This window comes from Pontibacter pamirensis (assembly GCF_010015475.1).
Classification (GTDB): domain Bacteria; phylum Bacteroidota; class Bacteroidia; order Cytophagales; family Hymenobacteraceae; genus Pontibacter; species Pontibacter pamirensis.
The window spans coordinates 16,894-33,641 of record NZ_SSNI01000018.1 but is presented as its reverse complement, the minus strand read 5'-3'; the positions used below and the strand labels follow the sequence as shown (position 1 = coordinate 33,641).

Here is a 16,748-nt window from a genome sequence, read left to right as displayed (position 1 = left end):
TGCGAATAATTTTTGCTACTACCACTAACAAAGCAACTCCTCTCGCCATAAATGCTGTGGCCTCTGCATAGTTCTTACGCTTTAGGGCGTATGAATGGTCTCAATAAAATAATTATCACTTTCATTAAACTTTAGATGGCAGGTATTGTTGATGAATGTTATAACTTTGAAGTTTATGAATACATGACGCGTAAAGATTACTTTATAATTGTATTAATATTAGGGGCTTTGGCAACCATAAGTCCTTTTTCTATAGATATGTACTTGCCCGGTTTCCCGGCTATTGCAAAAGATTTAAACACTTCTATTGCCCAGGTGCAGTTATCCTTAACCAGCTACCTCATCGGTATTTCTGCAGGGCAGCTGCTTTACGGTCCATTGCTGGACCGGTACGGGAGAAAGAACCCACTTTATGTTGGCCTGGTAGTTTACCTGCTTGCTTCCTTAGGCTGCGCCTTCACCACTTCAGTGGAGTCTTTAATTGCCATGCGGTTTTTGCAGGCATTAGGAGGCTGTGCCGGTATGGTGGCAGCTCAGGCCCTGGTACGGGACTTGTTTCCGGTTAATAAAACGGCTCAGGCTTTTTCGCTGATTACCCTCGTTATTGCGGTGTCTCCGATGATAGCGCCAACGGTTGGCGGTTATGTAACAGCAGTTTTCGGGTGGCATTATGTTTTTATCATTCTGGCCATCATTACTGCGCTTATCCTGCTGGGCGTTCATTTTGCGTTGCCAGAAGGAAGGCAGCCGGATACCACCATGTCACTCCGCCCAAAACCGGTAATAAATAATTTTTTCACAGTACTAAAACAACCCCAGTTCCTGGTGTATGCGCTGGTGGGAGGTATCGCCACATCTGCTCCGTTTGCCTACATAGCAGGCTCTGCTGATGTTTTCATGAACATCTACAATGTAAGTGAGCAGACCTACGGGTGGATATTTGCTTTTCTGGCCTTTGCTATGATTGGCTCAACGCAGCTAAATCATATCTTGCTGAAGAAGTTTAAGAGTCAGCAAATCATCAACTTTACCCTATTTTACCAGACCGCCATAGGTATTCTGCTGGTGGCAGGCACCTGGTATGGGTGGTTCGGTATGTACAGCCTCATCGTGTTGATGTTTGTTTTCCTGACAGGGCAGGGCTTAACAAACCCTAATGCCACAGCGCTTTCCCTGGCGCCTTTCACAAAACATGCCGGTAGCGCGTCTGCCTTAATGGGCAGCTTTAGGATGGCGATGGCCGGAGTAGTGTCTGCTTTGGTTAGTGTATTTCACAACAGCACAGCCATTCCGATGGTGAGCGTGATGACTGCTTGCGCGCTGGGTGGCCTGGTTGTGCTGACGATTAGTAAGCGAAATGTGCGGTATAAGGCAAGCCAGCAGGAAGTGGAAGAAGATATTTCCGTTGTGATGTAAAGTTTTGTTATAGCCGATGTAAAAATAAAGCCCCTGGTTTAAGTTAGAGGCTTTCTTTTTATGGACTTTTTAGCAGCTTTTGTCATACTTAATTTGCTACACTCTGCTCAAACAGGCTATTTTTGGTAATGAGTTGAAAGCACAGGTGTGCAGGAGAACATAGAACAACTTACAAGCTCGATCTCGTACTTTAGTTTGAACCAAGAAAGAAATATGAAGCAGCAAGCCCTTATAGGTATGGATATAGGTACAACCAGTACCAAAGCAGTAGCTTTTGATATGGAGGGGAACATGCTGTTTCGTGAAGCAATCGAATATCCTATTATCAGTACACAGCCTGATTATGCTGAGCAGGATCCGGAGGTGGTATTCAAGGCTGTGCTGGATACTTTAAGCACTGTTGTTTTAGAACTGAAAATACTTGGTGTAGAATTAACAGGCGTAAGCTTTAGCAGTGCCATGCACAGCCTTATCGCAGTAGATGCGCAGGGCAACACCCTCACAAAATGCATTATATGGGCCGACACCCGAAGCAAAGTGTATGCAACAAACCTGAAAGGAAGCGTGATTGGACACGACATTTACCTGCACACCGGAACACCGCTGCACCCCATGTCGCCCTTGCCCAAACTACGCTGGCTGCGTGACCACGAGCCGTTGTTGTTTAAGAACACAGCGAAGTTTATCGGTATAAAAGAGTATGTGTTTTTCCGGCTGTTCGGGGAGTACAAGATAGATTACTCCATTGCCTCAGCTACCGGTCTCTTTAACATTTTTAAATTTGATTGGCACCTGGATTCCCTGGAATTAGCCGGAATCACCAAAGACAAGCTGTCTGAGCCTGTACCACCTACCCATACCTTCCGCAACCTGAAGCCGGACTATGCGACTTTGCTTAACATACCTGCTACCGTTCCTTTTGTGATTGGGGCGAGCGATGGTTGCCTGGCCAATCTGGGTTCCAATGCTGTTCGTCCGGGGGATGCCGTTGTCACGATTGGTACCAGCGGTGCGGTGCGTGTGATGGCGAGTGAGCCAGCCACAGATATCCAGGAGCGTATCTTCAGCTATATTCTTACCCCAAAGCGCTTTGTGCTGGGAGGAGCCGTGAACAACGGTGGTGTAGTCCTGCGCTGGTTCCGAGATAATTTCTATGCATCCGAAGCAGCCCTGGCAGCGCAGGAGGACAAAGATATATATGAGCTGATGAACAAGAAGGCTGCTGCCGTGCCGCCCGGTGCTGACGGATTGATTTTCCTGCCATACCTGCTGGGCGAACGCGCTCCTATCTGGGATCCTGCGGCACGGGCCTGTTTTTTTGGTGTACATTATAACCATACCCGCGAGCATTTTCTGCGGGCACTGATGGAAGGCGTCATGTACAACGTGTACAGCGTGGGTAGGGCGCTTGAACAAACCACAGGTCCCATTGCTGCCATTTATGCGAACGGCGGCTTTTCGCGCTCCGACTTATGGGTGCAGATGCTGGCTGATATCTTCAACAAAGAAGTGCACCTTACCGATACGCACGAGGGATCTGCTTTCGGCGCGGTTATCATGGGCATGTATGCCTTAGGCTTTATCACCAACCTTGAAGATGCCGCAGCTATGATTAGGGTAAAGAAAACCTTTGTGCCTGATTCCAAGCTTCATTCACGCTACATGCAGAATTTTTCGCTGTTCAACGAACTCTACCCAAAGTTAAAAGACTGCCTCCATAAAGCTTCTCACCACATTGGCGCATAAAAAGTACAGGATATAAACTTTAATCTATATATTCAGGCATAGCATGTCGTATGCCGGTTATACTAGATTTTCAGCACCTGTAAATCCCTACACTATGTCGCTTCTCATCGTTCTTTTTGGCGTTATATCGCTGCTTATCCTGACGCTTGTTTTCCGGATAAATGCCTTTATAGCACTTGTGCTGGTGGCGTTAGGCGTAGGACTGGCCGAAGGCATGGCCGTGAAAGATGCACTGGCGTCGCTGCAGAAAGGGATAGGCGATACACTGGGTTCGCTGGTGCTGATACTGGGGTTCGGGGCCATGCTGGGAAACCTGTTGTCGGAGAGCGGCGCGGCGCAACGTATTACCTACGGCCTGATAAAGCGCTTTGGTAAGCGCAACCTGCAGTGGGCCATGGTGCTGACTGGTTTTATTGTGGGCTTGCCCATGTTTTATAATGCAGGATTTGTGGTGATCATGCCACTGGTGTTCGCTGTTGCTATTTCTGCGGAACTGCCGCTGCTCTATGTAGGCATCCCGGCTGCGGCCGCACTTTCTGTAACGCACGGTTTTCTGCCACCGCACCCCGGGCCAACCGCCATTGCAGTCATATTCGGAGCCGATATAACCCTCACACTCCTTTACGGCCTCATACTGGCTGTGCCTACTATTGTGGTGGCTGGCCCCTTGTTCACGCGCTTTCTGAGGAATATCAAAACAGAGCCGCCTCAGAACCTCTTTGTGCTAAAGCCCCTTTCGGAGGAGCAAATGCCAGGCTACGGGATAAGCATTTTAACAGCCTTGGTTCCGATTGCACTGATGGCCACGTCTGCTGTATTGACCATCATGCTGCCTGCTGCTTCGCCTTTAAGGCAACTGTTTGAGTTTATAGGCGATCCGGTGATGGCGCTCCTGATCTCGGTGCTGGTGGCCATTGTTACCCTGGGCCTGAACAGAGGGAAAACAATGCCGGAAGTGATGCGGGTATGTACAGACTCCATAGCAGGCATTGCTATGATTCTGCTGATTATTGGCGGTGGTGGTGCCTTGAAGCAGGTACTGATAGACAGTGGCGTAGGAAATGAGGTAACGGCCATGCTCAGCGGCACCAACTATTCGCCCCTGTTTCTGGCCTGGCTGATTACGGCGCTCCTGCGGGTTTGCCTGGGTTCGGCAACCGTAGCGGCCATTACAGGTGCCGGTATTGCGCTGCCGCTGGTTGCCAGCACCGGCGTAAGTCCGGAACTGATGGTGCTGTCCATCGGAGCCGGTAGCCTTATGTTCTCCCACGTTAATGACCCTGGTTTCTGGATGTTTAAAGAATATTTCAACCTTTCGATTCCCCAAACCCTGGCTACCTGGTCTATTATGGAAACACTAGTGTCCGTCTTGGGATTGCTGGGCGTACTCGCGCTGGAGCCCTTTCTATAAAGACGCTTAAACAGCAGTATGCACAGCGATATACTGATTATTATTGGTGCTTTGCGAGCAGGATTGATCAGGGCATCCAAAACAGCCTTTGGAGAACTATTGTTCAGTTATAGAGAAAGCAGATTAATTTATCAAAGGAGAAGCCCGTATGCTACATGTTTATCTTTGGTGCCTTATTTTATGAATTCATATATGAAGCTGTTTACCTCATCTGGTTTTTCGTGATGCAGCCAATGGGTGGCGTTATCCATAAAAACCAGTTGTCCATTGGTGCACTTCGCTATACTGGGCTGTGCCATTGTGTCGCTTAGGAAGGTGTCTTTCCTTCCCCATAGCATCAGGGTGGGCACGGTTACTTCTCGGCTTACGTACAGCGTTTTATACTTATAGGCGCGGTACCAGTTAATCATAGTAGTCAGGGCCTGGGGCTGCTGCCAGGCTACTTTGTAACATTTTATCTCTGCCTTGGAGAAGGTACCCTCATTTGCCGTTAGCATCATACTTTTCTCCAGCGCCTTAAAATTAAAGGCCCTACAATATGCCTCCGGCAGCATAGGAAGCTGGAAAAAGCCGGTATACCAACTCATTAAGAGCTGCTTTGGGTTTGTCCGGAGTTCCTGGTGCATCACCTCGGGATGCGGCATGTTCAGAATAATGAGCTTTTCCAGCAGGTTCGGGTAGTGTTGTGCCACAGCCCACGCTACCGCTCCGCCCCAATCGTGGCCGACCAGGTATACCTTCCGGGAGATAACCTGCTGTATCAGGTCAGCAATATCAGTTGTTAGTTGAGAGATGGTATAAGCTTTCACTCCGGAAGGTTTGCTGCTGGTGTTGTACCCCCGCTGATCGGGCGCCAATACCCAAAAGCCTTTGGCTGCAAAAAAGCCCAGTTGCTTGCGCCAGCCGTACCAGAACTCCGGGAACCCGTGCAGGAATAACAAAACCGGCCCCTCCGGGTTACCTGCTTCCGCTACATGCAACCGGATACCATTTACTGTGTAGTATTTGTCTCTTATCTCCATAGGCTGTCATACCTGCCTAGAGCACTTCAGGATGCATAAAAACGTGTAATAGAAATTCTCTGAGGCAGAGCAACTCTGTTTCAACCCTTATAGCCAGGTTGGTTAAAACAGAAAGAGGGCAACACGCTTGTGCTACCCTCTTCTGCTGTTGGTGTATGTGGTGTGTTACTTTTTAACCAGCTTAAAGGTATACTTTGAGCCGTTGTCGATGACGTTGAGCAGGTACATCCCTTTTGCATTTGCTTTTGCAGTGTTCACTGCGAGTTCCACCTGGCCATCCTGCACCTGTGCCTGCTGCTCCAATATTACCTGGCCCAGCGTGTTTGTCAGTACCAGGCTCACCGGACGGCTTTCACCACCCTGTGGCAGGCGCACCATTACCTCCTGTCCGTCTGCGAACGGATTAGGGAAAGCGGCGGCCGCCTCCATCTTTGTATCCATGTTTACCGCTTTGATGCTAGAATAAGTAGTTGTGCCATCTAAATCCATCTGAGCCAAACGGTAGTAGCGTGTGCCAAAGGCAAGAGTGGCGTTGTCTGTATAGCTATAGCGCTGTTTCACGGATGAGTTTACCACTTTGCTATCCACAAAAGCTACTTTGCTGAAGGTCGTGCCGTTGGTTGACACCTGCACCTCAAAGCCACTGTTATCTTGCTCAGAAGCCGTCTCCCATGTCAGCAGCACGCCCTGCGCCTGGCGCTGCGCTTTGAACCAGGTAAGTTCGACGGGGAGGGGATTGTTACGGTTTGCTAACGTATATACTCCGTACTTTCTGTCTGCATCAGCTAGCTGATAGTTGTAAAAAGCTTCTGCTGTTTCAACTTTTGGCAAGAATTCGTAGGTGTTGTTTATGTTCTTTCGGTAAACCTCATACAACGTTCCAGCTGATTCCGTTAAATTGAAATCAGGAAATGCTAACTCCATCCCAGCTGTAAATTTATCTGTTGCCTGGGCATTTGGAGTAGAAACATAATACTGGCGCTGTACGGAACTGTTTTCGAAAGTTGTTCCAGTCACGCGTTTTACAGTAACGTTGTTTATAGGAGTAGAACTATCAGTAATTCTCATGCCCATTCTTCCAAACAGTTCAGTACCACCTGCTGCCACGTTTCTTGTCGTTTGCAGATTTCCTCTGACATGCGCTGTTGCTGTCTCTAAAGATAACATGTTTGCGGTTGCACCTAAAAACAGTGTTCTATCGCCTGTCGTCAGCACTGTGTTTTCAACTTTCAACTCATTGTTAACAGTTAAATCTGTTGTCATGCTAGATGTTGTGCCATTTGAAACTGTTAAGTTATGGAAGGCTCCAGTACTAGTTATTGTAGACGTGATTGTTTTGTTGAGTCCATTGAGGATAATAGTTGAAGCATCGGAATTAAAGGTGCGATCATTTAGCCAGTTCCCGCTTATAGTGTGAGTTGCAGCCTTTGCATTAAAAATACCGTTGTTTGTAAAGTTGCCTCTTACATTTAATTGATTGGTGACATTGGTGTTGGGATTATTAATAGTGCCATCGTTTTGCACATTCCCTGTGATAGTGTGTGTGTAGTTACCGTCCGATTCAAAATTAACCTGACTGTAAACTTGAAAGTTGTTCTTTATTTCAAGTCCTGTGGTAGCGAACTTAGTGTCTTTTCCGCCAAGAGTTAAATTGTAATAGACAGCAGGTGTGATATTTTGATTTGCGTCACCATCGTAAAAGAAAAAACTGTTATTATGAGCAAACGAAACACCGGTATTTATTGTGAAAATATTACTTACAGAGATTGCACCACCTGCAGTTTTTGTTATATCTGAAGTGCCTGAAGCATGAGTTAAAGTTAGATTATAGTAACTAAGAGGTGAAATGGACTGAGCGTTACCATCATATATAACATTACCGATTCCTTTATTGAACTGACCAGTGCTGTTGAAAGTGCCTCCAATATGGATAGTGCTGGTGAAAGCATCAATTCTACCTGCATTTGTTAAATTGGCAGCAATTGAATGGACTCCACTACCAGCATTAAAAGTGACACCTGATATTATATCCAAGTTACTCCCAACTGAAAGATTGCCTGTAGCCATTTTAGTGCCCGAACCCGAGAACTGTAAGTTATGGTACGCTATGCCAGCAACACTTTGGTTTCCACCGTTATAGTTTACAAGACCTGTACCTTTATTGAATATGCCTGTTATAGTATTGATGTTGTTAGTAAAATTCTCCCCAATATTAATGGTGCTTGTTTTTGCTTCTATGGTTCCAGCGTTAGAAAGACTTTTTAATATAGTATGATTTAATGCGAGAGCATCAAAAATAACACCGGAATTTACTGTTAAATTACCTCTAACACCAAGCCCTGCAACTGGCGTTTTTGTACCGGAACCGCTTAATATTAAATTACCATATGATGTTGCCGTTTCAGCCACGTTGACTCCAGCCATTTCGTAGAAGTTGAAGATATTTTGAGCCGCTGTTCCGTTGTACTCAATAGTACTAGTAGAACTGAATCTATAGAAAATATCTTGATTGTTACTATAGTCTGAGTTGTTGTTACCTTGAAATTTACCTTTGGTTATGGCTCCAGAAAGAATCATGTTCCCGTTACGAGCTATCCTTAAAGTAGCGCGTTCTTTTGGCTTGCCAGTAGCAGTTTCAAACATCAAATCAGCCAAACTAAGTTTTGCAATCGAAGTAATGGCTGTACTGTTGGTAGTATCTCCGATAATTAACTGGCCACCTGTCTTAGGCTGACCTTGTCCCGCATAGATTCTTATGTTTTTACATGCGTATTCGCCAGTTCTTACAGTTACTGCATGACCGTTAAATATGTTAACGTTGTCGTTTGTACTAGGATAATGTGTACCAGCCAGAGGGCTAGAAGTGGCTGGTTTACCCCAAGTAGCAGGTAAATGCCAATCTCCAGACCCTACTGTTGTGAATGTTGTTCCTGCTTGCCCAAAACTACTAAAGCTAAGCAGCAGCATGCTCAGCATTAAAAGCAGCATTTGTTGATTAATTCTGCCGCAAATGCTTTTTAATGCAACCGTGGCAGGTTTTGTCCGTAATAGAGGTGAATTTGAAATGTAAAGGTTTTCCATATAATTGTTTTGTGTTGAGGGTGACTGAGCTCTTACTTAGCGAATAGGTTTGTCTTACTTTTTAGGCAATAGTTTTCCTTTGCAAAAACATGATGATTTTTGCTTATTTATAGATGCTGCAGTTGGCTACAGGAAGTCTTTACTTTTTAGGCAATAGTTTTCCCATTGCTGTTTTCACAGCATTTTTCATTTGGTAATATTTCCTGATGTTTTATCTAATAGGCTTCTTTTACTCTAATTTTATATAGATATGGAGCAATATTACATATAAGGTATATTAAATACTAGAGCTTTATTAGGAAAAAATAATGAGATAAGTATTTTATATGTTGGTTTAAGACAATAATGCGGTTGTTCATTTTGTAATAAAAGTGAACAAAAACAACTGAAAAGTGATTAACATGCTATTCATGTATAATAAAAACAGTATATAATATTGTCCTTTTAGTTTTTGTTGAAGTGCTCATAAAAAATAATCATTTCAAGGCTGGTGTAAATTCAAGTGTTTGGTTTAAAAATTTTTTTTGAACTCCTTTTTCATGATGCTCCCCATGCGGAATGCTTCTTTAGTACCCTTCCCTTTCCGACTCATTCACAAACCAATCCGCTAAGCACTTGTTTAGCTTTGTACTTTAATTCTGGAAGTATATCTTTAAAAACTGGGGGTAGTTACCTTTTAAACAAAAAGATAGCTGTACATTTCAGAAGTAACTCTTCTTAAGTTCCGGATGACTCGCTTCCAACCATAAAATCTGGATAAAAAGACCATCTATAGCACCCAAGCTTTTAATCATATGTGGCTTTAGGTAGTGATGGTAAAAAAGCAGTTCAGTACTGGATAAGATAGTATAGAGTATCCTGAAGTTTCGATCAGTATATTAGCTCCTCGTGCTTTCCCTTGTCATAATAGCCAACAGCGCGTAGTATAGGTGCCAAATATGTTTGCGCCTTCTGATAAAGCTGCCGCTTTGTCCTTTCTATCTCCGGTATTTGGCAACTTTAGAAAAAAGCTGTAATATGTTCCCAAATGCAAAATGAACTTTTCAGGATAATGTAGTCTTACATAATTGTGTTGCCGCACAGCATATAATTCCAGAGATTTAGTTTGCGTCAGTAGCTGATTCTTTTAATAGATTAGCCTTCTTATGCTTGAATAGATAAGTGTAAACTCAACCAGTGCATACCCGCTAACATTTTACATAACAATATTAGAATTATTTAGGCCCGCATGAACAGACGAGTAGTAATTAGAAATATGGCCCTGGCCGTTACTGGCCTGGTGCTTCTCCCGGGATGCGATCTCAGCAGTAAAAAAGCAACAGCGCAGGAATTGCAGCCATACCTTTCACCTAGCCAAGAGGGACTTTTAGCACATGTGGTTGATACCATTATCCCCGCTACAGACACTCCCGGCGCCAAAGACCTGAATGTGCATCTCTTCGTCCAGAAAATGGTGGCTGATTGCTATGAGAAGGAAGCGCAGGAAAATTTATCGAAAGGACTGGATGGTCTTAAAGCGAAGGCTAGGAAAAAGCACGGCAAAGTATTCGAAGCCTGCAGCACTGACGAGCGCATAGCCTTGCTGAGAGACATGGAGCAGTCCGGCGACACAAGTGAGAGTGAGTTTTATAAACTGGTAAAAGGCCTGACCGTGCGCGGTTATATGAATTCAGAGTACGTGATGATGAACCTTACCAACTACCAGGCAGTACCCGGCCACTACTATGGTTGTGTTCCTGTTAATCAAGAATCCCTTTCTTAATAAAATGGCAAATTTAGCGATAGACGCAGTTAAAGATATGACCTATGATGCCATCGTTATAGGTTCAGGCATCAGCGGCGGCTGGGCAGCAAAAGAACTGACCGGACATGGCCTTAAAACCCTTGTTCTGGAGAGGGGCAAGGACGTAAAACATATAAAAGATTACCCGACCACCACTAAAAACCCGTGGGAGTTCGAGCACCGTGGGCAACTGCCGCTCGAGGTAAAGAATCAGAACCCGATCATCAGCAAGTGTTACGCTTTTTATGAAGGCACCGAGCAGTTCTTTGTAAAAGATGCCGAGCACCCTTACGTGCAGGAAAAGCCTTTCGACTGGATTCGCGGTTACCAGGTAGGGGGCAAGTCGTTACTGTGGGCGCGACAGACGCAGCGCTGGAGCGACTTCGATTTTGAAGGACCGGCTCGCGACGGCTTTGCTGTAGATTGGCCTATCCGTTACGCGGACATCGCGCCATGGTACAGCTATGTGGAGAAGTTCGCCGGTATCTCCGGTAACAGAGACGGTATTCCGCAGCTTCCGGACGGAGAGTTTCTTCCACCGCATGAAATGAACTGCGCAGAAACCTTTTTTCAGAAGCAGGTAGCGCAGAAATACAAAGACCGGCAGGTGATCATGGGGCGTGCGGCACACATCACAAAGCCACAGCCTATCCACCTGGAGCAGGGGAGGGCACAGTGCCAGCACCGTACCATCTGCGAGCGTGGCTGCCCGTTTGGCGGCTATTTCAGCAGCAATGCCTCTACTATTCCCTGGGCTGCCAGGACAGGGAACCTGACGCTTCGTGCTGATTCAGTGGTGCATTCTATTATCTACGACGATGAGAAAGGCAAAGCAACCGGTGTGCGCGTGATCGATGCGAACACGAAAGAGGTGATGGAGTTTTATGCCAAAATCATTTTTGTGAATGCTGCTGCGCTTAACACCAACCTTATCCTGCTAAACTCTACGTCGAAGCGCTTCCCGAACGGGTTAGGTAACGACAACGAACTGATGGGCAAGTATGTGGGCTTCCATAACTACCGGGCAAGAGTGTCTGCGGAGTATGATGGCCACCTGGACTCTACCACTGACGGGCGCAGACCGAATAGCCCGTATATACCACGCTTCAGGAATGTGCATAAGCAGGAGACAGATTTCCTGAGAGGCTATGCTGCCGGCTTCAATGCCAACCGTAAAAGCATCACAAATCAGGATGGGTTGGGGGAGAGCCTGAAAAACAGTTTGCTGAACCCTTCGTTGGGTGGCTGGTCAGTCGGTTCTCACATGATGGGCGAGACTATTCCGAAAGAAAGCAACTATGTAGCTCTCGACAAAAGCAAGAAAGATCCGTACGACATGCCGCAGCTTAAAGTCTCGATTGACTATGATGAGAACGACGAGAAAATGACGAAGGATTATATAGAGCAGATGACGGAGATGTTCACAAACGCCGGCTTCAAGAACATCCAGGCAAAAGACTCGAAGCAGGCTCCCGGTCTTGACATACATGAAATGGGTGGCGTGAGAATGGGCAAAGATCCAAAGACATCGCTGCTGAACAAGTGGAACCAGCTGCACGAATGCAAGAACGTATTTGTAACAGACGGTGCCAGTATGACCTCCACCTCTACGCAGAACCCTTCGCTTACTTACATGGCTTTTACTGCCCGTGCAGTAGATTACGCTGTAAAAGAAATGAAGAAAATGAATCTTTGATCGCAGAGCATAAACTCTACCTAAAACAGGAAAGCCAGCGGTGTTTATTGCTGGCTTTCCTGTTTATCTGCGAGGGAATTTAGTTTGGCTCTTGGAAGCCTGCCGCTTCAGGGGATCTAATAAATAACTTAAGCCGTTTGTTTTAATTTCAAAAATGGTAGCCAGTTGCATCCCCAGTTTCCCGGGAGGAAAGCCTTCCCGGTAAAACCATTCGAGGTAGGAGACAGGAAGGTCACATAACACAGTATTCTTGTACTTTCCAAAAGGCATTTTAATTTTTACCAGATCGACCAGAATGCTCGGGTCCGGTTGCGTGAATTCTGCCATGATATTTTTGTTGATACGTGAGGTGAAAGTTGCGTCTGTTATGCTTTGATCATTTCGATGTGGTCAATGCCGTCTTCGTCATACACCTCGCTGCTTTGCACAAAGCCAAATGCGTTGTAGAACTTTTTAGCATAGAGCTGTGCTCCGATTTTAATGGAGCCAGTGCCAAACAAGGTATAGCATTCTGCAATTGCTATCTCCATTAAATGCTTGCCCAGCCCAGTTCCTCTTACCTCTGAACTCGTCACAATTCTGCCAATCGACATGATGTTGGGGTATGAAACACCCTGAGGCACTAAACGCGCATAAGCTACCAGTGCCTGCTCGTTGTAGAGCAGCAGGTGGTGGCACTTCTGATCTTTATTGTCCAGGTCCAGGAAAACACAGTTTTGCTCTACCACAAACACATCGCTTCTTAAGCGCAGCATCTCATACATTTCATGCGGCGTGAGGTCATCAAAACCTTTGCTTACTTTGGTAAGTGTCATTCGAATCAAATTCTTTCTCTGTCTTAGCCTCTAATTAAATCAAGGCTGATGCAATGCTGCGCAATATCATGCTAAAGCACGGAATGGCAAAGATAAATTAAGTTTCAACGAATGAGAATGCTTTTACTATCAAAATCAGAAGTAAGTGAGTGAACATATTTTAAAGAAAATTCCGGATTATGTGTTAGATTAGAGTTCTGTTATGTTCAATCTTACACTTCAACATCAACCTCTTAACATGAACTATAAAAAGTTGAACCTGTTTGCCCTCTGCCTGCTTGTGCTGTGGGTAGTAAGCGCCATGCCTGCCCTTAGCCAGGCTGCCAAGCCTAACCTTCAACAGTTAAAAATATTCCACCTGAAAGATAAAGGTCAGGAAGAACGGCTCGATAACTTCCTGCAGAACGCATACCTGCCAGCCCTGCACCGTGCGGGCATCAGCAAAGTAGGTGTGTTCAAGCCAGCCGAGAACACGGATGCCAGTGCGCCCGCTCCGACAGAGCAACTGGTTTACGTATTAATTCCACTCTCTTCTCCAGACCAGGTATATAAACTGGATGAGACGCTGGCAAAAGACAAACAGTATACTGCTGCAGGAAAAGAGTATATAGATGCTCCCCATAACAACCCTCTCTATAGCCACTTCGAGACGATTTTATTAGATGCTTTTGTCGGCATGAAGGGTGTAAGTGTCCCGAAACTTAAGTCTGCGTCACAGGAAAGGATATATGAGTTGCGCAGCTACGAAGCAGCTACCGAAAAACTCCACCAGAATAAAGTGGACATGTTCAACAAAGGGGAGATCCAGCTTTTTGACCGGTTGGGCTTCAATGCTGTTTTCTATGGGCGTGTGCTAGCCGGTAGCAGAATGCCGAACCTCATGTACATGACTACTTTTGAGAACATGGCAGAGCGTGATAAGAAATGGAAGGCTTTCGGAGCAGACCCGGAGTGGAAAAAGATGAGTGCTATGCCGGAATATGCAAATAACGTATCTCATGCCGATATCTACCTGCTTCACCCAACGTCATACTCTGATATTTAAATAGCTTTGCTGCTGCACAAGTAGCCTGGCATATTTTCCACAGCTATAAAAAACGCCTGACCTCATATAAAAGGTCAGGCGTTTTTATTTTAAATCCTTTTCAGCAGAAAGTTGTTTTAAACTTATATGCTCAGTTTTTGAAGATACTGGTAATTGTGCTTCACGCTGTCCATGGCGACACCAGCGTACTCTTCCTGCTCCACAAAGAAATACTTCATGGCGGATTTGTCTGCATTCTGCAACATCCGCTTTATATCAATGGCACCTTTACCGAATTCAGTGCTCTCCCTTTTTGTTTTATCCATATCTTTCAGGTGCCAGAGCGGGAAGCGGCCCGGGTATTTATTGAAATAGGTCACCGGATCATTTCCGGTTAAGATAACCCAGCCTAAGTCTAATTCCATCTTCACCATTTCAGGATCTGTTTCATCTAACAGCACATCGTACAGTACCTGCCCGTTTTCTTTTTCGAACTCGTATTCGTGGTTATGGTAGCCGAAAATCATACCTGCTTTTTTACAATCTTCGGCGGCTTTAGAGAAGGTATCTGCCACATGCTTGTAGTTAGACACAGTTTGCCCGCTTGAAGGGAGTGAAGAGCAGATAAGGTAGTCCTGACCTGTTTCTGCTGCGGCGGCTACTGTGCGCTCCCAGTCCTTGTCAATGCCCACGTGGCCGCTACGCAGCGTCATACCCAGGTCCTCTGTTATCTTCTTGATTTCCTTTGGCTCCAGGCCATAGTATAAACCCTTCTCACTACGGGCAGACTCCAGTTCTTTGTAGCCGATGTTGGCAAGTTGCTTCAGCGTGCCCACCGCATCAGCAAGCATCTCCTTACGGACAGTATAGAGCTGTATGCCTACGTTGTTTACTTTGGCTGTTCCTTTGGCGGTGGCGGCCAGGTTTGGAAGAAGGAGTGCACCAAGTGCCATAGCGCCTGAGCTTTTTAAAAAATCACGTCTTGTGTTCATTTAGGTTTTGTTTAGATCTCTTATAGTATTGCCTGTATCAGTTCCTGATTACCAAATGAATAAAAGGAAAAACCGGGAGTATATTTTCTGAAGCATCATATTATTTAGCCTGAGCCTCAACTGGTGCTGAGTTACTGATGAAGGCGACCTTTTTACTGTCCGGAGACCAGGATGGCGTGTTTATACTGCCCTGGCCGCCATACACATAGGCTATCACTTTTGGCTCTCCGCCACTCACCGGCATCATGCGCAGGTACACGTGCTTGTAAAAGGGATGATCACCGGGTTCCACTTCCTCTTTCAGGAACGAGAGGAACACAATGGACTTGCCATCCGGTGAAATATGCGGGAACCAGTCATGAAAATCGCCATTAGTAACGGCTTCCTGCTCGCTGCCGTCTGCTTTCATGCGCCAGATCTGCATAGGGCCGTTGCGGTTGGAGTTGAAGTAAATGTACTTGCCGTCCGGAGTATATTCTGAGCCATCGTCGAGGCCTTTGGCATTGGTCAGATTTTTTTCCTTACCACCTTTGGCGGGTATAGTATAAATATCCCACTCTCCGTTTCGCTCTGCTGTGTAGGTAAGCGTTTTGCCATCGGGAGACCAACTGTGCAGGTAGGAGGGGCCTCTGGGCGTAATCTGTTTTGGTGTTCCGCCTGTTACAGGCACGGTATAGATGATGGAGCCGCCCAGTTCCTCTACACCACTGCTCAGGCCCAGCATTTTGCCGTCGAAAGACAGCGCATGGTCGTTATTGTTGTTGGTGACCTTGCCGGTGTTCAGTCTTTTCGGCTCGCGCGTGGCTAAATCAAACGTGTAAATCAAACCATCGGAGTTGTAAATAAGGGTTTTACCGTCCGGGGTCCAGTTCGGAGCCTGCAGTGACTTAGGTGATGTATAGATTATTTCGCGGTCGCCGGTGTTCACGTCGAGTATCTCCAAGTTACTGCCCAGGTATTGCCGGTACTGTACGAGGTCATCCGGGGCAGGCACCGTAATGCGCACATCCTGAAAAACGCCCCGCTCCAGCACATCCTCGTTATGCGAACCCACAAACAGCCCGACATATACCTCATCGCCTAAATTTAAATGGCGGACCTCCTCCGTCACGAAAGGCTCACCGAATTTAGCGACACGCATGGTGTAGGTAGTTCCTTTTCTTTCCAGTTGAATCACATCCGCGCCTGTCAGGTCAGCGCGTATTTCTTTAGTACTGTCGCCCTTTGCTTCCCGGTACTGCAGCGATGTAAGTCCGTCGCCGTGCACTACTGCGTTGATGTGGGGCGAGTTTCCCTCTAGGTTAGAGCGCACCATCCAGCCCACTTTCCGATGTGGGTCTACGCCCTCGCCCACAAATTTGGCGCGGGTGTAGAGGATGAAGTCACCGGACATGCGTTTCCATAGATAATGAAACTCGTCCTTGTCGAACCAGATGTTATATCCGGATCCTGCTACCTCGTACTGCTGTGTACTTGGTTTATAGGTGGCGGAGCCGGGTTTCCGCACCTGACCAATATCCGTACTGCCTTCAAACACACCAATCTGTTGCTGCTGAGAGAAAGCAGAAAAGGAGAGTGTGACTAATAACCCAACACAAAATAGGAGTGTGCCCCACGTCGTATGCTTCATTCTATGGCTTCTTGAAAAAGTGATTACTCATTGATTTATTAATATAAGTAGAATCTTTTTAGGATTCTAAAAATCAGGAAATTAAATATCTATAACCACTGCTGCACCAGCCAGAAGCCAGAAGTGCAGCAG

At 46.1% G+C, this 16,748-nt stretch carries 12 protein-coding genes; 6 read left to right on the top strand and 6 right to left on the bottom strand.

The features are described from left to right. Positions 1–183: 183 nt before the first annotated feature. The 3 genes from E1919_RS15515 to E1919_RS15505 all read left to right on the top strand — a co-directional run bounded on the left by E1919_RS15515 (position 184) and on the right by E1919_RS15505 (position 4,573). On the top strand, positions 184–1,416 hold the full coding sequence (locus tag E1919_RS15515; protein WP_162054389.1) for a Bcr/CflA family multidrug efflux MFS transporter: 1,233 nt from the start codon (positions 184–186) through the stop codon (positions 1,414–1,416). A gap of 213 nt (positions 1,417–1,629) precedes the next feature. Then, on the top strand, positions 1,630–3,162 hold the full coding sequence (locus E1919_RS15510; RefSeq protein WP_162054317.1) for a gluconokinase: 1,533 nt from the start codon (positions 1,630–1,632) through the stop codon (positions 3,160–3,162). A gap of 94 nt (positions 3,163–3,256) precedes the next feature. Then, the gene (locus E1919_RS15505) at positions 3,257–4,573 is read left to right on the top strand and encodes a gluconate:H+ symporter (RefSeq protein WP_162054316.1); all 1,317 of its coding nucleotides are present in this window, start codon (positions 3,257–3,259) and stop codon (positions 4,571–4,573) included. 173 nt (positions 4,574–4,746) lie between these two features. Here the strand turns inward: E1919_RS15505 and E1919_RS15500 are convergent, their stop codons facing one another. Together E1919_RS15500 and E1919_RS27595 are read right to left on the bottom strand one after the other, a co-directional pair. Continuing rightward, positions 4,747–5,595, bottom strand: a complete 849-nt coding sequence (locus tag E1919_RS15500; RefSeq protein ID WP_162054315.1) for an alpha/beta fold hydrolase — start codon at positions 5,593–5,595, stop codon at positions 4,747–4,749. 165 nt (positions 5,596–5,760) lie between these two features. After that, on the bottom strand, positions 5,761–8,676 hold the full coding sequence (locus E1919_RS27595) for a T9SS type A sorting domain-containing protein (RefSeq protein ID WP_237144464.1): 2,916 nt from the start codon (positions 8,674–8,676) through the stop codon (positions 5,761–5,763). Positions 8,677–9,904: 1,228 nt separating this feature from the next. Between E1919_RS27595 and E1919_RS15490 the strand changes: the two genes are divergently transcribed. Continuing rightward, a complete protein-coding gene (locus tag E1919_RS15490) occupies positions 9,905–10,438 on the top strand; it encodes a gluconate 2-dehydrogenase subunit 3 family protein (RefSeq protein WP_237144463.1) in 534 nt (177 codons plus the stop codon). A 4-nt stretch (positions 10,439–10,442) separates the two neighbouring features. Beyond that, positions 10,443–12,155 carry a GMC oxidoreductase gene (locus E1919_RS15485; protein WP_162054314.1) on the top strand — a complete coding sequence of 571 codons (1,713 nt, stop codon included), beginning with the start codon at positions 10,443–10,445 and terminating at the stop codon, positions 12,153–12,155. 63 nt (positions 12,156–12,218) lie between these two features. On the opposite strand, the gene E1919_RS15480 is transcribed toward E1919_RS15485, so the two are convergent. Then, a complete protein-coding gene (locus tag E1919_RS15480; RefSeq protein WP_162054313.1) occupies positions 12,219–12,482 on the bottom strand; it encodes a DUF3820 family protein in 264 nt (87 codons plus the stop codon). Positions 12,483–12,520: 38 nt separating this feature from the next. Continuing rightward, positions 12,521–12,970: a GNAT family N-acetyltransferase gene (locus E1919_RS15475; RefSeq protein ID WP_162054312.1), complete on the bottom strand. Its 450-nt coding sequence runs from the start codon at positions 12,968–12,970 to the stop codon at positions 12,521–12,523. 238 nt (positions 12,971–13,208) lie between these two features. Between E1919_RS15475 and E1919_RS15470 the strand changes: the two genes are divergently transcribed. Continuing rightward, positions 13,209–14,015: an NIPSNAP family protein gene (locus E1919_RS15470; RefSeq protein WP_162054311.1), complete on the top strand. Its 807-nt coding sequence runs from the start codon at positions 13,209–13,211 to the stop codon at positions 14,013–14,015. A 122-nt stretch (positions 14,016–14,137) separates the two neighbouring features. Here E1919_RS15470 and E1919_RS15465 read toward each other — a convergent pair whose 3' ends face one another. Both E1919_RS15465 and E1919_RS15460 read right to left on the bottom strand, forming a co-directional pair. Next, positions 14,138–14,986, bottom strand: coding sequence for a sugar phosphate isomerase/epimerase family protein (locus tag E1919_RS15465; RefSeq protein WP_162054310.1), 849 nt, complete (start codon positions 14,984–14,986; stop codon positions 14,138–14,140). 100 nt (positions 14,987–15,086) lie between these two features. After that, positions 15,087–16,616, bottom strand: a complete 1,530-nt coding sequence (locus E1919_RS15460; RefSeq protein WP_162054309.1) for a PD40 domain-containing protein — start codon at positions 16,614–16,616, stop codon at positions 15,087–15,089. Positions 16,617–16,748: the final 132 nt, after the last annotated feature.